Annotated in this window: 17 protein-coding genes and 1 rRNA gene; 11 read left to right on the plus strand and 7 right to left on the minus strand. The window is 71.9% G+C overall.

The genetic code is table 11. The features are described from left to right. Positions 1–93: ribosomal RNA gene (rrf, locus tag AC07FJ_RS29485) — 5S ribosomal RNA — on the plus strand; the annotation flags it as partial. Between the two features lie 114 nt (positions 94–207). Here the strand turns inward: rrf and AC07FJ_RS29490 are convergent. Genes AC07FJ_RS29490 through AC07FJ_RS29510 form a run of 5 tightly spaced genes read right to left on the minus strand, consistent with a single transcriptional unit; the run spans position 208 to position 5,668 of the window. Continuing rightward, positions 208–1,518 (minus strand): DUF58 domain-containing protein, encoded by a 1,311-nt coding sequence (locus tag AC07FJ_RS29490; protein WP_479052289.1) that lies wholly within the window; start codon positions 1,516–1,518, stop codon positions 208–210. Between the two features lie 11 nt (positions 1,519–1,529). After that, complete coding sequence (locus AC07FJ_RS29495) at positions 1,530–2,513, minus strand: AAA family ATPase (RefSeq protein ID WP_355363578.1); 984 nt, start codon at positions 2,511–2,513, stop codon at positions 1,530–1,532. Next, a complete protein-coding gene (locus tag AC07FJ_RS29500) occupies positions 2,510–3,733 on the minus strand; it encodes a DUF4350 domain-containing protein (protein WP_479052290.1) in 1,224 nt (407 codons plus the stop codon). The genes AC07FJ_RS29495 and AC07FJ_RS29500 overlap by 4 nt, the downstream gene beginning before the upstream one ends. Then, positions 3,730–4,443: a DUF4129 domain-containing protein gene (locus AC07FJ_RS29505; RefSeq protein WP_479052291.1), complete on the minus strand. Its 714-nt coding sequence runs from the start codon at positions 4,441–4,443 to the stop codon at positions 3,730–3,732. Before AC07FJ_RS29505 ends, AC07FJ_RS29500 begins: the two co-directional genes overlap by 4 nt. A gap of 4 nt (positions 4,444–4,447) precedes the next feature. Beyond that, positions 4,448–5,668 carry a DUF7847 domain-containing protein gene (locus tag AC07FJ_RS29510; RefSeq protein ID WP_479052292.1) on the minus strand — a complete coding sequence of 407 codons (1,221 nt, stop codon included), beginning with the start codon at positions 5,666–5,668 and terminating at the stop codon, positions 4,448–4,450. A gap of 182 nt (positions 5,669–5,850) precedes the next feature. Between AC07FJ_RS29510 and mtnA the strand changes: the two genes are divergently transcribed. From mtnA to AC07FJ_RS29545, 7 genes are all read left to right on the plus strand, one after another. After that, positions 5,851–7,002, plus strand: a complete 1,152-nt coding sequence (gene mtnA / locus AC07FJ_RS29515; protein WP_479052293.1) for an S-methyl-5-thioribose-1-phosphate isomerase — start codon at positions 5,851–5,853, stop codon at positions 7,000–7,002. A 4-nt stretch (positions 7,003–7,006) separates the two neighbouring features. After that, positions 7,007–7,696: a two-component system response regulator MtrA gene (gene mtrA / locus AC07FJ_RS29520; protein WP_355363568.1), complete on the plus strand. Its 690-nt coding sequence runs from the start codon at positions 7,007–7,009 to the stop codon at positions 7,694–7,696. Between the two features lies 1 nt (position 7,697). Continuing rightward, a complete protein-coding gene (mtrB, locus tag AC07FJ_RS29525; RefSeq protein WP_479052294.1) occupies positions 7,698–9,758 on the plus strand; it encodes an MtrAB system histidine kinase MtrB in 2,061 nt (686 codons plus the stop codon). Continuing rightward, positions 9,748–11,592, plus strand: a complete 1,845-nt coding sequence (locus AC07FJ_RS29530; RefSeq protein WP_479052295.1) for an LpqB family beta-propeller domain-containing protein — start codon at positions 9,748–9,750, stop codon at positions 11,590–11,592. The genes mtrB and AC07FJ_RS29530 overlap by 11 nt, the downstream gene beginning before the upstream one ends. Positions 11,593–11,673: 81 nt before the next feature. Next, entirely contained in the window at positions 11,674–12,372 is a 699-nt protein-coding gene (locus AC07FJ_RS29535; protein ID WP_479052296.1) for a ComF family protein, read from the plus strand. A 415-nt stretch (positions 12,373–12,787) separates the two neighbouring features. Then, positions 12,788–13,477: a ribosome hibernation-promoting factor, HPF/YfiA family gene (hpf, locus tag AC07FJ_RS29540; RefSeq protein WP_479052297.1), complete on the plus strand. Its 690-nt coding sequence runs from the start codon at positions 12,788–12,790 to the stop codon at positions 13,475–13,477. Between the two features lie 195 nt (positions 13,478–13,672). Beyond that, on the plus strand, positions 13,673–14,461 hold the full coding sequence (locus AC07FJ_RS29545) for a response regulator (protein ID WP_479052298.1): 789 nt from the start codon (positions 13,673–13,675) through the stop codon (positions 14,459–14,461). Here the strand turns inward: AC07FJ_RS29545 and AC07FJ_RS29550 are convergent. Next, positions 14,454–15,626 carry a winged helix-turn-helix domain-containing protein gene (locus AC07FJ_RS29550; RefSeq protein ID WP_479052299.1) on the minus strand — a complete coding sequence of 391 codons (1,173 nt, stop codon included), beginning with the start codon at positions 15,624–15,626 and terminating at the stop codon, positions 14,454–14,456. The two genes, AC07FJ_RS29545 and AC07FJ_RS29550, sit on opposite strands and share 8 nt — an antisense overlap. A 325-nt stretch (positions 15,627–15,951) precedes the next feature. On the opposite strand from AC07FJ_RS29550, the gene secA reads away from it, so the two are divergent. After that, positions 15,952–18,777, plus strand: coding sequence for a preprotein translocase subunit SecA (secA, locus tag AC07FJ_RS29555; RefSeq protein ID WP_468290228.1), 2,826 nt, complete (start codon positions 15,952–15,954; stop codon positions 18,775–18,777). A gap of 75 nt (positions 18,778–18,852) precedes the next feature. Here secA and AC07FJ_RS29560 read toward each other — a convergent pair whose 3' ends face one another. Next, positions 18,853–19,362 carry an Rv3235 family protein gene (locus tag AC07FJ_RS29560; protein ID WP_479052300.1) on the minus strand — a complete coding sequence of 170 codons (510 nt, stop codon included), beginning with the start codon at positions 19,360–19,362 and terminating at the stop codon, positions 18,853–18,855. A 275-nt stretch (positions 19,363–19,637) separates the two neighbouring features. Between AC07FJ_RS29560 and AC07FJ_RS29565 the strand changes: the two genes are divergently transcribed. Next, the gene (locus tag AC07FJ_RS29565) at positions 19,638–20,144 is read left to right on the plus strand and encodes a DUF6912 family protein (RefSeq protein WP_479052301.1); all 507 of its coding nucleotides are present in this window, start codon (positions 19,638–19,640) and stop codon (positions 20,142–20,144) included. 45 nt (positions 20,145–20,189) lie between these two features. Further along, complete coding sequence (locus tag AC07FJ_RS29570) at positions 20,190–20,861, plus strand: HAD family hydrolase (protein WP_479052302.1); 672 nt, start codon at positions 20,190–20,192, stop codon at positions 20,859–20,861. Positions 20,862–21,719 lie beyond the last annotated feature (858 nt).

Genomic DNA, 21,719 nt, shown 5'->3' on the forward strand with positions numbered 1-21,719 from the left:
ACGCCCGGTTACATTCCGAACCCGGAAGCTAAGCCTTTCAGCGCCGATGGTACTGCAGGGGGGACCCTGTGGGAGAGTAGGACGCCGCCGAACAAATATTGAGCCCCGGCCCCCGCACTTTGTGCGGGGGCCGGGGCTTTTTTGCGTTCGATCGGAAGTCGGCAGCGTGCATGACCGGCCGGTGAATGCCGACCGGTCACGGTGCTGTTAGAGGCGGCCTGCAGCCTTCAGCGCCAGGTAGGCATCGGCGAGGGCGGGGGCGAGGTTGTCCGGGGTCGCGTCCACGACGGTGACGCCGTGGCGCTGGAGCTGTTCTGCGGTGCGCTGGCGCTGAGCTTGGGCCTGGGCGCCGGCTGCGGCCTCGTATACGGCGTCGACGGAGCCTCGGGCGCGGGCCATCTGTTCCGTATGCGGGTCGGAGACGGAGGCGACCAGAACGGTGTGGCGCTGGGTGAGCTGGGGCAGTACGGGCAGCAGTCCTTCTTCGATGGGTGCCGCTTCCAGACCCGTCAGAAGAACGATGAGCGAACGGCGGGGCGCGGTTGCCAGGGCCGTGGAGCTGAGGCCGCGGGCGTCGGTTTCGACGAGTTCGGGCTCCACAGGGGCCAGGGCGTTCACCACGGCGGGCAGGATGTCGCCCGCGGAACGACCCTGGACGCGCGCGCGGACAGCGCGGTCGTACGCCAGGAGGTCCACACGGTCGCCCGCCCTGGTAGCCAGCGCGGTGAGGAGCAGTGCGGCATCCATGGCGGCGTCGAGGCGGGGTACGTCGCCGACGCGGCCTGCTGACGTGCGGCCGGTGTCGAGGACGATGAGGATGTGGCGGTCGCGTTCGGGGCGCCACGTTCGCACGGCGACGCTGGAGTGGCGGGCTGTTGCGCGCCAGTCGATGGATCGGGTGTCGTCGCCTGGGACGTACTCGCGGAGACTGTCGAACTCGGTGCCCTGGCCGCGAATGAGCACGCTCGTGCGGCCGTCGAGCTCACGCAGGCGGGCGAGCCTGGACGGCAGGTGCTTGCGGCTGGTGAAGGGCGGGAGGACGCGGACCGTCCAGGGGACCTTGTGACTCCCTTGGCGGGCGGCGAGACCGAGCGGACCGTAGGACCGCACGGTGATGCGCTCGGCATGGCGATCGCCGCGGCGCGTCGGGCGCAGAACCGTAGTGAGGCGTCGACGTTCGCCGGCCGGGATCGTCAGCTTGTGCCGGGACGCGGGCTGCTCCGTGCCCGGCAGCCAGCTGCTGGGCGGCCAGGCGTCGCGGAGCTGGGCCCGGAGGCGGCGCCGGGAGGGGTTGGTGACCGTCAGCTGGACTTCCGCGCTGTCACCGAGCCGAACGTTTGTGTCACCGCTTCGGGTGAATCGGAGCGTTCGCACTGGCGCGGCGAGCGCGTAGTCGCACAGAATTGCGAGTGAAAGGGGCGCGTTGACGGCCAGCATCCCCGTCCAACTGGGGGCGAGGATGCCGACGGGGAGAGAGCCGAGGGCCGCGAGCAGCGCGGTTCGTCCGGTGAGGGCCACGGGTCACTGCCTCATCGGGGGACGGGGACGTGGGCGAGGATCGAGGTGATCACGGAGTCGGCGGTGACTCCCTCCATCTCGGCCTCGGGCCGCAGCTGGATGCGGTGGCGGAGGGTGGGGAGGGCGAGGGCCTTCACATCGTCCGGGATCACGTAGTCGCGGCCGGTGAGCCAGGCCCAGGCGCGAGCGGTGGAGAGCAGGGCGGTGGCGCCTCGGGGTGAGACGCCAAGGGTGAGTGAGGGGGATTCACGGGTGGCACGGCAGATATCGACGACGTAGCCCGCGATTTCGGGGGATACCGACGTCTTGGCGACGGCCGCGCGGGCGGCCTCGAGGTCAGCGGGGCCGGCTACGGGGCGTACTCCGGCGGCCTGGAGGTCGCGAGGGTTGAAGCCTTCCGCGTGGCGGGTCAGGACGTTGATCTCGTCCTCGCGTGAGGGCAGCGGGACCGTCAGCTTCAGGAGGAAGCGGTCGAGTTGGGCTTCCGGAAGCGGATAGGTGCCCTCGTACTCGACGGGGTTCTGTGTGGCTGCGACGAGGAAGGGCTCCGGCAGCGGGCGGGGGGTGCCGTCGACGGTGACCTGACGCTCCTCCATCGCCTCCAGGAGGGAGGACTGGGTCTTGGGCGGTGTGCGGTTGATTTCGTCGGCCAGGAGGAGGTTGGTGAAGACGGGGCCGGGCTGGAAGGAGAACTCGGCGGTGCGGGCGTCGTAGATCAGCGAGCCCGTGACGTCACTCGGCATCAGGTCAGGGGTGAACTGCACGCGCTTCGTGTCGAGTTCGAGGGATGCGGCGAGGGCGCGGACGAGCAGCGTCTTGGCGACGCCGGGGACGCCTTCCAGCAGCACATGGCCCCGGCAGAGCAGCGCGACCACAAGACCGGTGACAGCGGGGTCCTGCCCGACCACGGCCTTCGCGATCTCGGTGCGCAGGGCTTCCAGGGAAGCGCGGGCGCTGTCCGAGTTCTCAGGGGTCTCGGGGGTCGGGGCACTCATGAGGTGCGTACCTCTCTTTCGAGGGCGTCGAGTTGGTCTGCCAGAAGGATCAGAGTGGTGTCGTCCGTGGGGGCCGGGCCGAAGAGAAGGGTGCGCAGGTCCGTCTCGCCGGAAGCGCCTTGGCCGGCGCCGGAGAGGCGGGCGGAGACGGCGGGCAGCAGGGAGTCGGGGGCGTGGGCTTCCGTCGGTGGGACACCCAGGAGGGGAGCGAGGCGGGTTCGGGTCGCCGTACGCAGGACGGTGGCCGCGCGGTCACGGGCGTTGGCCTTGCGGTAGAGGCGGGCGCGGCCTTCGGTGGATTCGGAGGCGCGGATGGCCACGGGAAGGCGTTCGGTCACGAGGGGACCGAGGCGGCGGGCGCGCCAGATGGCGGCGAGGACGGCGGCGAGGGCGAGTTGGAGGGTGCCCCAGAGCCAGCCGGACGGAATCAGGCTGAGGAACGACGTCTTGCCGGCGCCCCGGCCGTCCTCACGGTCACCGCCGCCTTCGGTGGCAGAGGGGTCACTCAGCGAGGGGAGGTACCAGACGAGATGGGTCCGGGAACCGAGGAGCTGGAGAGCGAGCGAGGCGTTGCCCCGCTTGTCGAGGCGGTCGTTGTACAGGATGTCGGGGGCGCCGAGGAGGACGGTGTCGTCTCCGGCGCGGCCTTGGGTGCGGAGGAGCGTGGGCAGGCCGTCGCTGCGGTAGCAGGCGTCCGTGTCGGGGAGCGTGGTGACATAGCGCTCGCCGCCCATGTCGGCGTCGCCGGCGCGCTCGGCGGCGGGAAAGGAGCACTGAGGAGACAGGGCCTCGGTCTCAGCGGGTGTTTCCGTGCTGACCCCGGGAGCCAGGGTCTCAAGGGAGGCGGGGCCGGCGGAAACCAGAACCGTGCGGCCGCCGGACGTGTCCATGGAGGCCCGGAGGGTTGTCTGCTGATGGTCGGTCAGCAGGTCCGGGGTGGCGACGAGGAGGGTGGAGTCGGGGCCCGTTGCGGCGACCGCTTCGTCGAGGGTGGTCACCACGCGGGTGGTGACTCCATGGCCCTTGAGGAGTTCGGCCACGGCGCGGCTGCCGTAGCGGTCGGCGGAGCGGGGGTCGAGGCGGCCGTGCTGCTCGCCGGAGCGGAGGAGGGCCATGAGGATTCCGGCCACGATGAGGATGGCGAGCGCGATCAGCAGTCCGCGGGCCCTGTTCCAGACGTGGCGCGGTGTCAGTGCGAGCGAGGTGGGTGTGCCGGTCATTCGGCGGCTCCTCCGCCCGCTGGTCCTGCTCCTGCCGGGGCCGCTTCATTCAGCTGTGGCTTCGTCCGCTCCAAGGCGCCGTCCAGCTCCTTGAGGCGCTGGTACACGCGCTGGTCGGCGGTGCGGCCACCGTATGTGACGTCGTCGAAGGCGCGGGCCGCCGCGCGCAGTTCGTCCGCGTGCGCCGGCAAGGGGCGGCCCGCCTCGGCCGCGGCCTCGTCCGCGGTGCGGCCGGGGCGCGGCTCCAGGAGGGCGCGTTCCTCCAAGGAGCGGACGATGGCGCGCATCCGTTCCTGGGTGGCCTCGTTCCAGCGGCCGGCGGTGGCGTGGGCCTCGGCGGCGGCGCGGTGTTCGGCGGCGCTGCGGGGGCGGTCGTCGAAGAGGGAATCCGACGACACGGCGGCGCGCTGGGGAGTTCCCAGGCGCCACCACAAGGCGCCGACGAGCGCCACGACGATCAGCGCGATGACCACGATGCCGAGCAGCCCTCCCGGGGTGGCCGCGGAGGCGGAGGCGAAGAGGTCGCCCACCCACTCCCAGAACCGGTCGAGACCCCGCTGCAGGAGGTTCGGATCGTCCTCGTGGTACATCGGCTTGGACAGTTCCCGCTCGGCCGCCTCGCGGGCGGGCACGCGTGGGATGTCCACCGGTACGTCGTCAGTGGCGCGGTTCAGCGCCCATGCCGTCGTCGGTCCCCCCGTGACGAGCACCGCATCAGCTCCTGGACGTGGTGTCGTCGGGCGCGGAGCCGTAGCCGGGGATGCCGGCGGCGCGGGCGAGTTCCAGGTCGAGGGCCTCGCGGCGGATGCGCTGGTCCACGTAGAGCAGGACGGTGACCCCGGAGGAGATCGGGTACGTGATCGACGCGCCGATCACGGAGCCGATGCCGGTGATGATCAGGAACGGCCATCCGTATTCCGGAGGAGTTCCGGTGAGCAGGCCGCTGAACCCGTCGCCGTCGACGGCCAGGGCGATGATGCTGAACGGGATCGCGATGATCATCATGACCAGGAAGAGCAGCAGAGCGGTCAGCAGCAGGATGCCGAAGATCCGCCACCACGCGCCCCGGACCAGCTTGGCGGAGCGGCGCAGGGAGGGGATGACCCCCTGCCGCTCCAGCATCAGCGCCGGCGAGGCGAGGCTGAAGCGCACCATCAGCCAGACGACGACCAGGACGGCACCGAGACCGCCGAAGACGGCGAGGGCGACTCCGGCGGCGGAACCGAGGAGTATCCCGGGCAGTACGCCCACCAGCATGATCGTCACGCTTATCAGCGGCAGCAGCAGGGTCAGCCCGAAGAGCTGGGGCAGCCGGGGGCGGGCCTCGCGCCAGGCGTCGGAGAGGTTCACCTGACGACCCAGCACCGAACGGCTGATCACGACGGTGAGCAGCGCGGTCGTGAAGAGCGTGCCGATGAGGCTGATGAGCATGGTCGGGGCCAGGGACACCATGCTCGCCTGGGTGGCCTCGACGGACTGGTTCAGGGCCTCCGACGGCGTCGCGTTGGGGTCGACCGTCGGCGGGGCCGGAAGCAGGAAGCGCTGGACGAGGATGTCGGCGATCTGCGTGACCACGGCGACGGTGATCGTGATGCCGAGGACGGTGCGCCAATGGGCCCGCAGGGTGGAGACCGCGCCGTCGAGGATCTCACCGACGCCGAGGGGGCGCAGCGGGATCACGCCGGGCTTGGCGGCCGGCGGCCGACCCCATCCGCCCTGGTGCTGGCCGCCGCCCCACTGCGGGGCGGGGGGCGGAACGGGTCCGGTGGGATGGGGCGAGCCCGGTGGGGACCACTGGGCGCCGGGCGGCTGCTCCTTGGACCACTTGGAAGCGGCGCCGTCCCCGTCGGAGGGCCCGGCGGGGCGCGGGACGCCGGCGCCCTGGCCGTCGGAGGGTGCGGACCCGGGCGAGGCCCAGCCCGGAGTGTCGTTCACGGTCGTCCACCTCGTGAATCTGTCGCGGGGCCGGCTCGTCGAGCCGGCTCGGTCGGGGTGCCGGGCCGCTCGGCTTGGCGGCAGGTTGGCAGCCATCGTGCCACGCGCCGCCCCTGGCCGGGCCAGGGCCTGTATCTCATCGGCACCTTCATTGTCGGTCGTTCAGCGGGCAGACTGGGCGGATGGCTGATCAGTACGCACACACGCCGTCCGGTACCGAGCCGTCCGCGTTGCCCGCACTGCGGTGGGAAGAGCCACCGGAAGGACCGGTGGTCGTACTCCTCGACCAGACGCGGCTGCCCGCCGAGGAGGTCGAGCTCGTCTGCACGGACGTGCCGGCGCTGGTGCGGGCGATACAGACCCTCGCCGTGCGGGGCGCGCCGCTGCTGGGCATCGCCGGCGCCTACGGGGTCGCGCTGGCCGCCGCGCGCGGCTACGACGTACAGGAGGCGGCCGCCCTGCTGGCGGGGGCGCGGCCCACCGCGGTGAACCTCGGGTACGGGGTGCGGCGCGCGGAAGCCGCCTACCGGGTGGCTCTGGAGAAGGGCGCGGGCCGGGACGAGGCGGCCGGTGTCGTCCTCGCGGAGGCGCGGGCGCTGCACCGCGAGGACGCCGAGGCGAGCGCGAGCATGGCGCGGCACGGGCTGACGTTCCTCGACGAGCTGCTGCCGGGCGGTGGGCACCGCGTCCTGACGCACTGCAACACCGGGGCGCTCGTCTCCGGAGGCGAGGGCACCGCCTTCGCGGTGGCGCTCGCGGCGCACCGGGCGGGTCGGCTGCGGCGGCTGTGGGTGGACGAGACACGCCCGCTGTTGCAGGGCGCCAGGCTCACCGCGTACGAGGCGGCCCGGCACGGGCTGGCGTACACGCTGCTCACCGACAACGCCGCGGGTTCGCTGTTCGCGGCCGGGGAGGTCGACGCCGTCCTGATCGGGGCCGACCGGATCGCCGCCGACGGATCGGTGGCCAACAAGGTGGGAAGCTATCCGCTCGCGGTGCTCGCCAAGTACCACCACGTGCCGTTCATCGTGGTCGCGCCCGTCACGACGATCGATTTGAACACCCCGGACGGGGCGTCCATCGAGGTGGAGCAGCGTTCCGGGCAGGAGGTGACGGAGCTCACGGCGCCGCCGCAGGTCATGCTGGCGCATGGTGGATCGGGTGGAGGGCTGCCGGTGGCCCCGCTCGGAACGCAGGCGTACAACCCCGCCTTCGACGTCACGCCGCCGGAGCTGGTGACGGCGATCGTCACCGAGGAGGGCGTACTCTCGCCCGTCACCGCAACAGGAATCGCCGAGCTGTGTGCCAGGTCACGCCAGGTAACGATTAGCTAATGGGATGATGTCGATTATGAAGGGACGCGTCCTTGTCGTCGACGACGACTCCGCACTGGCCGAGATGCTCGGGATTGTGCTGCGTGGTGAGGGTTTCGAGCCGTCGTTCGTAGCGGACGGCGACAAGGCCCTTGCCGCATTCCGGGAGGTCAAGCCGGACCTGGTGCTGCTGGACCTCATGCTTCCCGGACGGGACGGCATCGAGGTGTGCCGGCTGATCAGGGCCGAGTCCGGGGTGCCGATCGTGATGCTCACCGCCAAGAGCGACACGGTCGATGTGGTGGTCGGGCTGGAGTCCGGTGCCGATGACTACATCGTCAAGCCGTTCAAGCCGAAGGAGCTGGTGGCCCGGATCCGGGCCAGGCTGCGGAGGTCGGAGGAGCCCGCGCCGGAGCAGCTGACCATCGGTGACCTGGTCATCGACGTGGCCGGCCACTCGGTCAAGCGGGACGGTCAGTCGATCGCGCTGACGCCGCTCGAGTTCGACCTGCTCGTCGCGCTGGCCCGCAAGCCGTGGCAGGTGTTCACCCGCGAGGTGCTGCTGGAGCAGGTCTGGGGCTACCGCCACGCCGCCGACACGCGGCTGGTGAACGTGCATGTCCAGCGGCTGCGCTCCAAGGTCGAGAAGGACCCGGAGCGGCCGGAGATCGTCGTGACCGTCCGTGGTGTCGGTTACAAGGCCGGACCGAGCTGACATGTCCCGCGGCAGTGCTGCTCCGAAGCCCGGGAAGCCGGGAGTCCGTGCGGGGCGGGCTGCCGGTCCGGGGCGTGCCCCCTCGCGCGTCGGCCGCCTGTTCCACGGCGGCCCGCTGCTCCAGGACGGGGCGCCCGGTGGCCGGGTGCTCCGGCTCCTGGCGCGCTGGGTGCGCCGTCCGCTGCTGCCCGCCGTACGGCTGTGGCGGCGCAACATCCAGCTGCGGGTGGTCGCCGGCACGCTGCTGATGTCACTCGGCGTGGTGCTGCTGCTCGGCATCGTCGTCATCGGGCAGATGCGCAACGGTCTGCTGGACGCCAAGGAGAGGGCGGCGCAGAGCCAGGCCTCCGGTGGTTTCTCCGCGGCACAGGACCAGGCCAGTGCGCCGCGGCCCGGGCAGGTCGGCGGCGGCAGCCCGACGGCGCCCTCGTCGCTGAACTGGCGCTCCGACCTGGTCGTGCAACTCGCCAGTGGCGGGCAGAGCGCGTTCAACGTGGTGGCGCTGAGCTCCGACTCGGCGGGCACGGCCCCCAGCCGCGGCGCCCGGGCCTCCGGGGGCGTGGAGCCGGCGACCAGCATCCCGGCCGCGCTCCGCGACTCGGTCGCACAGGGGACCGGGACCTTCCAGACGTACACCCGCATCCACTACACCGACGGCAAGGCGTCCGAGGCCGGGCTGGTGATCGGCAAGCGGCTCAACGACGTCGAGGGCAATTCCTACGAGCTGTACTACCTCTTCCCGCTGACGCAGGAGGAGGACTCGCTCTCCCTGGTCAAGACGACGCTGGCGACGGCCGGGCTGTTCGTCGTCGTCCTGCTGGGCGCCATCGCGTGGCTGGTGGTGCGGCAGGTCGTCACGCCGGTACGGATGGCGGCGGGCATCGCCGAGCGGCTGTCGGCGGGCCGGCTGCAGGAGCGGATGAAGGTCACCGGCGAGGATGACATCGCCCGCCTCGGCGAGGCCTTCAACAAGATGGCGCAGAACCTCCAGCTGAAGATCCAGCAGCTGGAGGACCTGTCGCGGATGCAGCGCCGGTTCGTGTCCGACGTCTCGCACGAGCTGCGTACGCCGCTGACGACCGTGCGGATGGCCGCCGATGTGATCCACGAGGCGCGTGGGGACTTCGACCCGGTGACGGCACGCTCCGCGGAGCTGCTGGGCGACCAGCTGGACCGGTTCGAGTCGCTGCTCGCCGACCTGCTGGAGATCAGCCGGTTCGACGCGGGCGCGGCGGCGCTCGAGGCGGAGCCGATAGACCTGCGGGAGGTCGTGCGCCGCGTCATCGGCGGCGCCGAGCCGCTCGCGGAGCGCAAGGGCGGCCGGATCCTGGTCGTCGGCGACGAGCAGCCGGTGGTCGCCGAGGCCGACCCGCGGCGCGTCGAGCGCATCCTGCGCAACCTCGTCGTCAACGCCGTGGAGCACGGCGAGGGCCGTGACGTGGTGGTCCGGATGGCCGCCGCGGGCGGCGCCGTGGCCATCGCCGTACGCGACTACGGAGTCGGCCTCAAGCCCGGCGAGGCGACGCGGGTGTTCAACCGGTTCTGGCGCGCCGACCCCGCGCGGGCCAGGACGACCGGCGGGACCGGCCTCGGCCTGTCGATCGCGCTGGAGGACGCCCGGCTGCACGGCGGCTGGCTGCAGGCCTGGGGCGAGCCCGGCGGCGGCTCGCAGTTCCGGCTGACGCTGCCGCGCACGGCGGACGAGCCGCTGCGCGGTTCCCCGATACCCCTGGAGCCGGAGGACTCGCGGCGCAACCGCGAGCGGGCCGCCGCCGAGGGGCCGGAAGGCCCCCGGCCGGCGACCGTGCCGGGACAAGGGGGCGCGGGCCAGCCGCCGATACCGCCGCGCCACGCACCGGCACAGGCGACAGCGGACCCCACGGCCCTGCCCGGTACTGGAGCCCGGGTGGTGGCACGACAGACCGGGGAGCGGACCGGCGAGGGCGCCGTACCGGCGCGGGAAGCGGATCGCGAAGCGGATACCGGCGGGGACGCGGGCGGGGCCACAGGCGGGCACGGGGGCTGGGACACGGAGCGGGAGGGCATGGCTCGTGGGCGCTGAGCGTCATCGGTACGGGCGGGGACGTACGGCGCGGAGGGCCGCGCTGCTCGGCTGCGCCACACTGGTCGCCGGGTGCGCCTCGATGCCGGACAGCGGAGACGTATCCGCGGTGAAGGCCTCCAAGCCGGGCGATTCGCAGGTGCGGGTCTACCCGGTGACACCCCGGGACAACGCCGCGCCGGACGAGATCGTCGACGGTTTCCTGGAGGCGATGACCGGCGACGACCCAGGCTTCGCGACCGCCCGGAAGTACCTGACCAAGCAGGCGGCGCAGACCTGGAAGCCCGAGGAGCGCACCACGGTCCTCGCCGCCGCGCCCGAACCGCAGCCCGAGCGCACCGCCGGGCAGGAGGGTCCCGGGCTGCTCTACCGGCTGTACGGGCAGCCGGTCGCGGCCGTGGACGCCCATCAGGCCTATCAGCCGCTCGGCCCGTCCAACTACAACGGCACGATCCATCTGGTGCAGGTCGCCGGTCCGGAGGGGAAGGGCAAGGAGTGGCGTATCGACAGTCTGCCGCCGGGCCTCGTCCTCGGTGAGTCGGACTTTCTGCGCAACTACCGGTCGGTCAACAAGTACTACTTCGCGAGCGGGCGGGTCGTGGCCGACCCCGTGTACATCCGGCAGCGGCAGGATCCGGTGACCCGGATGGACCCGGTGGCGCAGACCGTCAAGGCGCTGCTGGAAGGGCCGACGAACTGGCTGAAGCCGGTGGTCGATTCGCGTTTTCCCACGGGTACGGCGTTGAAGGAGGACGTGAAGTCGCTGACGCCGGACGACCAGAACTCGCTGAAGGTGCCGCTGAACGAGAAGGCCGACAATGTCGGCCAGGACCAGTGCCGAAAGATGGCGGTCCAATTGTTGTTCACCGTGGGGGATTTGGCGTCCACCAGGGTCGAGCAGGTGGAGTTGCAGCGGTCGGACGGTTCGCGGCTCTGCGTGCTGGGTGAGGGCCAGAAGGAGGACTTCATGGCCGTCCCGACCGCCGTCGCCCCGAAGAATCCGTACTTCATCGACGCGAACGGACAGCTGGCCGAGCTCGACGCCACGGCGAAGGACGTCGGGGGGCCGCGGCATGTGCGGGGACCGTTCGGCAACGGCGCGGCGAAGGTGGGTTCCGTCGCGGTGTCGCGGGACGAGCGGTACGCGGCCGGTGTGTCGCAGGACGGCCGGTACCTGAGGGTGGCGTCGATCACCTCGGAGGGGCAGCTGCCGGCGCCGATCCTGCGCAGCGACGGCGGCACGCCCGAGGACGGCCTGTCGGCGCCGAGCTGGGACGGGCGCGGCGATCTGTGGGTGGCCGACCGCAATCCGGCCAAGCCGCGGCTGCTGCTGATCCCGGGCGGTTCCGGCGCGCCACTGCCCGTGACGGCGCCGTGGCTGACCGACGGCGTGCGGATCAAGGCGCTGCGGGTCTCCGAGGACGGCGTGCGCATGGCGCTGCTGCTGGAGAAGAACGGCAAGACCACGCTGCACATCGGCCGGGTCCAGAGGGACGGGGCGGGCACGCAGCAGACGGCCGCCGTGGTGGAACTGCAGTCGGCCGCGCCGCGCATGGACTCGGTGAGCTCGGTGTCCTGGGCCGGGCCGAGCCGGCTGGTGGTGCTCGGCAAGCTGGCCGGAGGCGTGCAGCAGGTGCGCTACATCCAGACGGACGGCTCCACCTCGGCCGCCGGGATTCCGGGGCTCAACCAGGTGAAGGCGGTCGCGGCGGCCAGCGACGAGCGGGCGCCGCTGGTGGCGGCCTCGGCCGACGACGGCATCGTGCGGCTGCAGGCCGGCGGCAACTGGCAGCCGATGGCCGAGAAGGGCACGTCACCGGTCTACCCCGGCTGATGCCGGCCCCGCCCTTCCGTCCGTGTGCACGGTTGTCCACAGGGGTGGCGGGGGCGCCGTGCCGGTCGGCACAGTGGGGGCATGCGGGGATGGTGGCGGGAGATCGCCGGGCTCGTGCTGCCCGTCGCCTGCGGAGGCTGCGGCCGTGCCCGTACGCAGCTGTGCGAGGAGTGCGGGCGCGCCCTGTACGGGCGTCCGCCCGGCCGGGTGCGACCCGTGCCCGAGCCCGCGGGCCTGCCCGTGGTGCATGCCGCCGCGCCGTACGGCGATGCGGTACGCGCGGTGCTGCTGGGGCACAAGGAGCGCGGCGTGCTGGGACTGGCCCGGCCGCTCGGTCTGGCCCTGGCAGGGGCCGTCAGAGCGGCCGCTGCGCCCTCGGCGGGGCTCGGGGCCGGGCCGCTGCTGCTGGTACCGGTGCCGTCGTCACGGCGCGCGGTGCGGGCGCGCGGGCACGACGCGGCGCGGCGGATCGCGTGGGCGGCGGCGGCCGAGTTGCGGCGTACGGGAACGGCGGCGCGGGTCCTGCCCGTGTTGCGGCAGCGGCGGTCGGTGTCGGACCAGTCGCGGCTGGACGCCCGGCAGCGGCTGGTGAACATGGCGGGGGCGCTGGAGGTGGTGGCGGGCGGCGGCCGGGTACTGGCGGGAGGCAGGGCCGTACTCGTCGACGATCTCATGACGACTGGGGCCTCGCTCGTCGAGGCGGCCAGGGCCGTGCCCGGACACGTGGGGGCCGCGGTGGTGGCCGCCCCGCCGTCGTCCTTCACCGCGCCGCCGTCGTAAGCGCGTGGCCGTCGAGGCCGTCGTGTCCGCCACCGTCGTCCTCCGGCATCCGTTCGACGTATGCGAAATAACGTGGAACTCAGCCGTGGCCTGCTTCGTTGCAGTCAGTGACGGAGTAAAAGCACTCGATCGGACGTACGTGCTGGTATCGGGTGCCGACATCCGTCCGAGCGAGCTATGTTCGGTTGTGAGGAATGGCGAAGGCCGCGCTTCACCGAATGCACTGCCACGCTTCCGGGTGTTTACCGGAATCCGGTCAGGACATGAAATCGGTTGGGGTGGGGATCTTGTCCACTGGGGAGGAGGAGGTGAACGTCGCCAAGTCCGAGGCTCCGGTGCTCACCGGGGTCTGGTGCAAAAGGGAGATGCTCGCCGGCCGGTGAGCCGGCGGGGCGATCCGGGAACGGAGTTCTGCGTGGACATCGTCGTCAAGGGCCGCAAGACCGAGGTGCCCGAGCGGTTCCGCAAGCACGTGGCCGAGAAGCTGAATCCGGAGAAGATCCAGAAGCTCGACAGCAAGGTGATCAGCCTCGACGTCGAGGTGTCCAAGGAGCCCAACCCGCGGCAGGCCGACCGGTCCGACCGCGTGGAGATCACCCTCCACTCCCGCGGTCCGGTGATCCGGGCGGAAGCAGCGGCAGGCGACCCGTACGCAGCGCTTGATCTAGCGACGAGCAAGCTGGAGGCGCGGCTGCGCAAGCAGCACGACAAGCGCTTCACCCGCCGGGGCAGCGGCCGGCTGTCGGCAGCCGAGGTGCCCGCGGCGATTCCGGGCGTGGCCAGGATGAACGGAAACGGCGCCACCGCGACCGAGGAGCAGCAGGACGACATCCCGACCACCAAGGTCGGCCCGCTCGAAGTCCGCGGCGAAGGACCGCTGGTGGTGCGTGAGAAGACGCACAAGGCCGCCCCGATGTCGCTCGACCAGGCGCTCTACGAAATGGAGCTGGTCGGCCACGACTTCTATCTCTTCGTCGACTCCGAGAACAAACTGCCCGCCGTGGTCTACCGCCGTCACGCCTACGACTACGGCGTGATCCACCTGGAGACCGACCCGCTGGCCGGTTCCGAAGCGGGCGGCGCCGGTGGTGCGCTCGGCGGCTGACCGTAGCCGACCCCGTCCCGAGACGGTGCCCCTGGAGCGCCTCGTGCGCCCCCAGGGGCACCACCGTGCGACCGGAGGAGCACCGCTCCGCCGCGCGGGCATGAAATCATGGCGTCTCACGCCAACCGGTGCTTTGCGACCTGCGGTTGGCGCACGGAACAGGGACCTCAGGCCAGGCCTTCAGGGGGAGGAACGATGGCGGACAGCTTCGGCCCGGTGCACCACCGGGGCGGCTCCGACGCCCCGGTGGGCGGGGCGGATGCAGGTGACGGCCGGGACGGCGGCGCCGACGGCACGGACGGCGGCGCGTCCCCGTACCGCAAGGAGCCCATCCGGGTCCTGGTGGTGGACGACCACGCGCTCTTCCGGCGCGGCCTGGAGATCGTCCTCGCGCAGGAGGAGGACATCCAGGTGGTGGGCGAGGCGGGCGACGGCGCGGAAGCCGTCGACAAGGCCGCCGACCTGCTGCCCGACATCATCCTCATGGATGTGCGGATGCCCAAGCGGGGCGGCATCGAGGCCTGCACCTCCATCAAGGAGGTCGCTCCCAGCGCCAAGATCATCATGCTGACGATCAGCGACGAGGAGGCCGACCTCTACGACGCGATCAAGGCGGGTGCGACCGGCTACCTCCTCAAGGAGATCTCCACCGACGAGGTCGCGACCGCCATCCGCGCCGTCGCCGACGGGCAGTCGCAGATCAGCCCCTCCATGGCGTCCAAGCTGCTCACCGAGTTCAAGTCGATGATCCAGCGCACCGACGAGCGCAGGCTGGTGCCCGCGCCCCGGCTGACCGACCGCGAGCTCGAGGTCCTCAAGCTGGTCGCCACCGGGATGAACAACCGGGACATCGCCAAGGAGTTGTTCATCTCCGAGAACACCGTGAAGAACCACGTGCGCAACATCCTGGAGAAGCTCCAGCTCCACTCCAGGATGGAGGCCGTGGTGTACGCGATGAGGGAGAAGATCCTCGAGATCAGGTGAGCCGGGCCAGGGCGGTGGTCAGCTCGGGCGCGAGCTCCGGGCGGTCGACGCGCTCGATCCGCACCGCGTCGCAGCCCACCCACTCGGCGGCCTCGCGCAGCGCCTCGGCCATCGGGGCCACCGCCTTGGGGGAGAGCAGCGACACCTGCTTGGCCACCAGGGTCGTCCCCTCGCGGGCGGGATCCACCCGCCCCACCAGCTGCCCGCCCGCCAGCAACGGCATCGCGAAGTAGCCGTGTATCCGTTTCTGCTTGGGGACGTACGCCTCCAGGCGGTGCGTGAAGCCGAAGATCCGCTCCGTACGGGCCCGCTCCCAGATCAGCGAGTCGAACGGCGACAGCAGGGTCGTGCGGTGGCGGCCGCGCGGCACGGTCGCCAGGGCCTCGGGGGCCGCCCAGGCGGGCTTGGACCAGCCCTGCACCCGCACCGGCACCAGCCCCGAGTCGGCGATCACCGCGTCGAACTGCTCGCCCTTGAGCCGGTGGTAGTCGGCGATGTCCGCGCGCGTGCCCACGCCCAGCGCCTCCCCCGCCAGCCGCACCAGGCGGCGCAGGCACTCCGTGTCGTCCAGCTCGTCGTGCAGGAGGTGGCCCGGGACGGCGCGCTCGGCCAGGTCGTACACCCGCTTCCAGCCGCGCCGCTCGGTGCACACCACCTCGCCGTACATCAGGGCGCGCTCGACGGCGACCTTCGATGCGGACCAGTCCCACCACTCGCCGCCGTTCTTCGCGCCGCCCAGCTCCGTCGCGGTCAGCGGCCCCTGGGCGCGCAGCTGCTCGATCACCGTTTCGTACGCGCCGTCCGGCAGGTCGTGGTGCCACTGCGGGCGGGCGCGGTAGGCGCGGCGGCGGAAGGCGAAGTGCGGCCACTCCTCGATGGGCAGGACGCACGCCGCGTGCGACCAGTACTCGAAGGCGTGGGTCTGCGACCAGTACGCCGTGTCGACGGTCTTGCGGCCGACGGCGCCCAGGCGCGCGTACGGAACCAGCTCGTGGGAGCGGGCCAGCACCGAGATGGTGTCGAGCTGGACGGCCCCGAGACGGCGCAGGACGCCGCGCACCCCCGCGCGGCGGTCCGGCGCACCCAGGAAGCCCTGGGCGCGCAGCGCGATACGACGGGCCTCGTCGGCGGAGAGTTCGGCGGTCGGGCGCGGCATCGTGGTCATGCTCGGCACGATAGAGGGCGGCACTGACAGTCCGGCCGGCGCTCGGACCGGAGCGGGCTGGTGACGGCGGCGGGGCGGGGCAGGAAGGCGCCGGCCGCCCGGGGCGAAGCACTTTTCGGGTTCAGCGGCACCTTCGGCGCACCCCGTGCGTTGTCCTTGCGGGCGGCATGTCGGCGCGGCGGTCGGCTCAGGTGGGCGCGGACCTCCCAGCCCGGCGGCGTCCTCGCTTACGATGGCCGTTGCGGTGGGGCCCACCTGCCGTGCCCGTGCCAGTGTCCATGACAAGACCCAGTGCCAGGCCCGACCGGCAAGGAGACCAACCTCAGTGTCCGTCTTCAACAAGCTCATGCGTGCAGGCGAAGGCAAGATCCTGCGCAAACTGCACCGCATCGCGGACCAGGTCAACTCCATCGAAGAGGACTTCGTCAACCTCTCCGACGCCGAGTTGAGGGCGCTCACCGAGGAGTACAAGCAGCGGTACGCCGACGGCGAGAGCCTCGACGACCTGCTTCCGGAGGCGTTCGCCACCGTACGCGAGGCGGCCAAGCGCGTCCTCGGGCAGCGCCACTACGACGTCCAGCTGATGGGCGGCGCCGCGCTGCACCTCGGTTACGTCGCCGAGATGAAGACCGGTGAGGGCAAGACCCTCGTCGGCACGCTCCCGGCGTACCTCAACGCGCTCTCCGGCAAGGGCGTGCACCTGATCACGGTCAACGACTACCTGGCGCAGCGCGACTCCGAGATGATGGGCCGCGTCCACAAGTTCCTGGGTCTGTCGGTCGGCTGCATCCTCGCCAACATGTCGCCCGCGCAGCGCCGCGAGCAGTACGGCTGCGACATCACGTACGGCACGAACAACGAGTTCGGCTTCGACTACCTCCGCGACAACATGGCGTGGTCCAAGGACGAGCTCGTCCAGCGCGGCCACAACTACGCCATCGTCGACGAGGTCGACTCCATCCTGGTCGACGAGGCCCGTACGCCGCTGATCATCTCCGGCCCGGCGGACCAGGCCACCAAGTGGTACGGCGACTTCGCCAAGCTCGTCACCCGCCTCAAGCGCGGCGAGCCCGGCAACCCCCTCAAGGGCATCGAGGAGACCGGCGACTACGAGGTCGACGAGAAGAAGCGCACCGTCGCCATCCACGAGTCCGGCGTCGCCAAGGTCGAGGACTGGCTCGGCATCGACAACCTCTACGAGTCGGTCAACACCCCGCTCGTCGGGTACCTGAACAACGCCATCAAGGCCAAGGAACTGTTCAAGAAGGACAAGGACTACGTCGTCATCGACGGCGAAGTCATGATCGTCGACGAGCACACCGGCCGTATCCTCGCCGGCCGCCGCTACAACGAGGGCATGCACCAGGCGATCGAGGCGAAGGAAGGGGTGGACATCAAGGACGAGAACCAGACCCTCGCCACGATCACCCTGCAGAACTTCTTCCGCCTCTACGACAAGCTCTCCGGCATGACCGGTACGGCCATGACCGAGGCCGCCGAGTTCCACCAGATCTACAAGCTGGGCGTCGTCCCGATCCCGACGAACAGGCCGATGGTCCGCAAGGACCAGTCGGACCTGATCTACCGCACCGAGGTCGCCAAGTTCGCCGCGGTCGTCGACGACATCGAGGAGAAGCACAAGAAGGGCCAGCCGATCCTCGTCGGTACGACGTCGGTCGAGAAGTCCGAGTACCTGTCGCAGCAGCTGTCCAAGCGCGGCATCCCGCACGAGGTGCTCAACGCCAAGCAGCACGACCGGGAGGCGACGATCGTCGCCCAGGCCGGCCGCAAGGGCGCCGTCACCGTCGCCACCAACATGGCCGGCCGCGGTACCGACATCAAGCTCGGCGGCAACCCCGACGACCTCGCCGAGGCGGAGCTGCGCCAGCGCGGCCTCGACCCGGTCGAGCACGCGGAGGAGTGGGCCGCGGCGCTGCCCGCCGCCCTGGAGAAGGCCGAGCTCGCGGTCAAGGCCGAGAACGAAGAGGTCAAGCGGCTCGGCGGGCTCTACGTGCTGGGCACCGAGCGGCACGAGTCGCGGCGTATCGACAACCAGCTGCGCGGCCGCTCCGGCCGTCAGGGCGACCCCGGCGAGTCCCGGTTCTACCTGTCGCTGGGCGACGACCTGATGCGGCTGTTCAAGGCGCAGATGGTCGAGCGCGTGATGGCGATGGCCAACGTCCCCGACGACGTACCGATCGAGAACAAGATGGTCACGCGCGCCATCGCCTCCGCGCAGTCCCAGGTCGAGCAGCAGAACTTCGAGACGCGTAAGAACGTCCTGAAGTACGACGAGGTGCTCAACCGGCAGCGCGAGGTCATCTACGGCGAGCGCCGCCGCGTCCTGGAGGGCGAGGACCTGCACGAGCAGATCCGCCACTTCATGGACGACACGATCGACGCGTACATCCAGGCGGAGACCGTCGAGGGCTTCGCGGAGGAGTGGGACCTGGACCGGCTGTGGGGCGCCTTCAAGCAGCTCTACCCGTGCAAGGTCACCGTCGACGAGCTGGAGGAGGCGGCCGGCGACCGTGCCGGGATCACCGCCGAGTTCATCGCCGAGATGGTCAAGGAAGACATCCACCGGCAGTACGACGAGCGCGAGAAGCAGCTCGGCTCCGAGATCATGCGCGAGCTGGAGCGGCGCGTGGTCCTCTCCGTGCTGGACCGCAAGTGGCGCGAGCACCTCTACGAGATGGACTACCTCCAGGAGGGCATCGGCCTGCGCGCCATGGCGCAGAAGGACCCGCTGGTCGAGTACCAGCGCGAGGGCTTCGACATGTTCACCGCCATGATGGAGGGCATCAAGGAGGAGTCCGTCGGCTACCTGTTCAACCTGGAGGTCCAGGTCGAGCAGCAGGTCGAGGAGGTCCCGGTGCAGGACGCGGTCGCCGCCGAGAAGACCTCGCTGACCAAGGAGGACGCCGTCCCGGCGCAGGCGGGTGCCGCGCGCCCGGAGATCCGCGCCAAGGGGCTGGAGGCACCGAGGCGGCCGGACCGGCTGCACTTCACGGCGCCGAAGGTCGACGGCGAGGGCGACATCATCGAGGGCGACTTCGAGACCGCCGACGGTGGCGCTCGGGACGGTGACGGCATGACCCGTGCGGAGCGGCGCAAGGCCCAGAAGGGCGGGCGTCGCCGCAAGAAGTAGCGGCGGTTCCCGCAAGGCGTTGTCGGCGGGGCCGGGTACGCGCGCGTGGCGCGTGTCCCGGCCCCGCCGTGCGTTTCAGGTGTGGTTCCCGTTCGTGGGGCTCCCGATGCCCTTCCCGTTCCCGTTCCCGTTCCCGCCGAGTTCCACGGCCGCGCAGCGCCACCTGCGGTCCTCGCCCTGCTCCAGGCGGAACGCCATCGCCCGGAACCGGTCGCCGGTCGCGATCGTCGCGAACGCCTCCACCACGCCCGGACGCAGCGGGAAGACGCCGCAGCGCCGGATCACGGGGCGGACGGCGTGCGCGCCGCGGGCGCGCAGGGGTGCGTGGGGCGCGAGGCGGATCAGCTGGTCGTACGCCTCCCCGACCGTCTGGCCCAGCATCCAGTGGACCGGGCGTTCACCGCTGAGGACGGCCAGCAGGCGCTCGGCGAACACCGCGTGGGGCTGCTGCGGGCGGCGGGGCCGGGCCTGCCGGGCCGTGCCGGCGTCCCCCGGCCCCCGCTGGTCGCGGCGGCCGACCGGGCGGGGCGTCTGCGGGCGCGTCGTCGTACGGCTCGTCTGCGTGCGCGTGGCGGCGGTGGTCATGGCGGCCCCGTTCCAGTCGGACCCGGCTTTCTACCGGGCGGTAACTTCGGTTGGGGATCTTGTACGGGGGCGGGGCGGGCCGCCGCAATCGCTCCCGGCGGCGGGGGAGGAGCCCGAGAGGTTCACCTATCCGGGTGACGGGGGCGGTGTGCGGCCTGGGCGGGGACGGGTTCGCGGAGTCCGCCGGTGGACGTGTGGGGCGGGTGGCCGCAGGGCCCGAAAAGGGGACCGCGCACGTATCCTGAGGGCGTCTCCGACTACGAAAGCGGCCTGCCATGCGCGTGTACGTCCCCCTGACGCTCCCCGGCCTCGCAGAGGCGCACAAGGCGGGCGCGCTCGGGCCCGGTCCGCTCACCGCCTACGCCGTGACGCCCGGACTGCGCGAGTGGTACGTCTCCGACGACATCGAGGAGCTCGAGTACGCCGCGCTGAGCCGCGCCGCGGCGGGGTCGCTGCGGCTCATCGCCGGTGATCCGCGGGCCGCGCGGCGGCGGGTGGTCGTCGCCCTCGACGTACCGGACGCGGCCGTGACCGCCGACCCCGACGCGGGTCCCGACCCGGCGTCGGTGGGCGAGGTACGCGTCGCCGGGCCGGTGCCGCTGGCCAAGGCGGCCGCGGTGCACGCCGACGCCGACGACGCGGTGGCGGACGTCTCCGCGGCGGCGGACGCGCTGGGCGCGGCGGACCAGGGGGACGAGGACGCGCAGTTCACCGTGGACGGGGCCGAGGACCACGAGCTGCTGTGGTTCGGGGTGCAGGAGATCCCCGCGCTGCTGGGCTGAGGGCCGTCCGGGTCGATTGTCGGTGGGTGCCGGTACCGTTTTCGCATGGGGAAGCGCGGCACTCACCTGGTGTGGGACTGGAACGGCACGTTGCTCGACGACATCGACGCGGTCATCGGGGCGACGAACGCCGCGTTCGAGGAGATAGGCCTGGAGCCGATCACCCTCGCGCGGTACCGCGAGCTGTACTGCGTGCCGGTGCCCCTGTTCTACGAGCGGCTGATGGGCCGGATGCCCACGGAGGCGGAGTGGGCCGTCATGGACGGCGCCTTCCACCGGCACTACTGGGTGCGCGCGGAGGCGTGCGGGCTGACGGCCGGGGCGACGGAGCTGCTGGCGACGCGGCAGGCCGAGGGGTTCACGCAGTCGCTGCTGTCGCTGGCGCCGCATGAGCGGCTGCTGCCGATCGTGCGGCGGTACGGCATCGAGTCGCGGTTCGTCCGCGTGGACGGGCGCATCGGCGCGTCGACGGCGGGCAAGGCCGAGCACATGGTGCGGCACCTGCTGGCGCTGGACGGGACCGTGGCGTCGTCGCCGGAGCGCGTGGTCGTCATCGGCGACGCGGCGGACGACGCGGTGGCGGCGGCGCACGTGGGCGCGAAGGCGGTGCTGTACACCGGGGGGTCGCACAGCCGGGCGAGCCTGGAGGCGGTGGGGGTACCGGTGGTGGACTCGCTGGAGGAAGCGGTGGCGGTGGCGGAGGAGCTGGTGGCGTAGCCGCGGGGTCGCTGGTGCGCGGTCGCTGGCGCGGGGCCGGTTGTGGGGCTTTGCGCCGTCGGCGGCTGCCGGGCCGTGGGTGTGCGCCCGGCCTGCGGCCGGGCTGGGGCCACCCGCACCGCCCGTGCGGGTGCGTGGTCGGGTGCGGGGCCCCTGGTGGGGTGTTGCTCGCCGTCGGCGGGTGCGGGTCGGGTGCAGGGCGCGGGGCCGGTCGTGAGTGGCGCCTCGCCTGCCCCTGCGGGTGCGGGCGCTGGTGCGTGAGCGGTGCCTCGCCCGGCGTGGGGCCGCGCGCTGTGTTCGGCGCACCGCCGGTGGGGGCGCGCCCGGCCTGCGGCCGGGCTGGGGGTTCCCACCCGCTCCACCCGTGCGGGTGCGTTGTCGGGTGCGGGGCCCCTGGAGGGGTGTGGCCGCCGTCGGCGAGTGCGGCTGGTTGTGGGCGCGCCCGGCCTGCGGCCGGGCTGGGGTTTCCACCCGCACCGCCCGTGCGGGTGCCGGGCCCCTGGTGGGGCGTGCCCGCCTCGGCGGGTGCGCGTGCGGGCGCACTGCGCGACGCGCCTGGCCGGTCGTCGGGCCTTCCGCCGTCGGCGGGTGCGGCCGGTCGTGGGCTTCCGCACGTACCACCCGTGTGGGTGCGTTGGTGAGGTGTCCGGTGCGGGTACCCGGTGGCGTGTTCCCGCCCTCGGCGGGCGGGAGGCCCCGCGGGGCGGCTTCCGGGACAGGGTTGCCGCGGGGCATCTGTCGCTGTCCAGAGTGTCAAACTTCCGCACCGGGATTTGTACACATACGGCTCATGACGGGCCCGGGGGGAAGAGCGATAGCCTGGACCCGTGATCAGCGCTATACGCCGAGGGGGCAGCG

This window comes from Streptomyces sp. NPDC045998 (assembly GCF_056430285.1).

Bases quoted from the DNA above. Each gene is read 5' to 3' on its own strand.
- AC07FJ_RS29495 (WP_355363578.1), bottom strand. From the start codon at position 2,513: ATGAGTGCCCCGACCCCCGAGACCCCTGAGAACTCGGACAGCGCCCGC.
- AC07FJ_RS29500 (WP_479052290.1), bottom strand. From the start codon at position 3,733: ATGACCGGCACACCCACCTCGCTCGCACTGACACCGCGCCACGTCTGG.
- mtnA (WP_479052293.1), top strand. From the start codon at position 5,851: ATGGCTGATCAGTACGCACACACGCCGTCCGGTACCGAGCCGTCCGCG.
- mtrA (WP_355363568.1), top strand. From the start codon at position 7,007: ATGATGTCGATTATGAAGGGACGCGTCCTTGTCGTCGACGACGACTCC.
- mtrB (WP_479052294.1), top strand. From the start codon at position 7,698: ATGTCCCGCGGCAGTGCTGCTCCGAAGCCCGGGAAGCCGGGAGTCCGT.
- AC07FJ_RS29535 (WP_479052296.1), top strand. From the start codon at position 11,674: ATGCGGGGATGGTGGCGGGAGATCGCCGGGCTCGTGCTGCCCGTCGCC.
- AC07FJ_RS29545 (WP_479052298.1), top strand. From the start codon at position 13,673: ATGGCGGACAGCTTCGGCCCGGTGCACCACCGGGGCGGCTCCGACGCC.
- AC07FJ_RS29550 (WP_479052299.1), bottom strand. From the start codon at position 15,626: ATGACCACGATGCCGCGCCCGACCGCCGAACTCTCCGCCGACGAGGCC.
- AC07FJ_RS29560 (WP_479052300.1), bottom strand. From the start codon at position 19,362: ATGACCACCGCCGCCACGCGCACGCAGACGAGCCGTACGACGACGCGC.
- AC07FJ_RS29565 (WP_479052301.1), top strand. From the start codon at position 19,638: ATGCGCGTGTACGTCCCCCTGACGCTCCCCGGCCTCGCAGAGGCGCAC.
- AC07FJ_RS29570 (WP_479052302.1), top strand. From the start codon at position 20,190: ATGGGGAAGCGCGGCACTCACCTGGTGTGGGACTGGAACGGCACGTTG.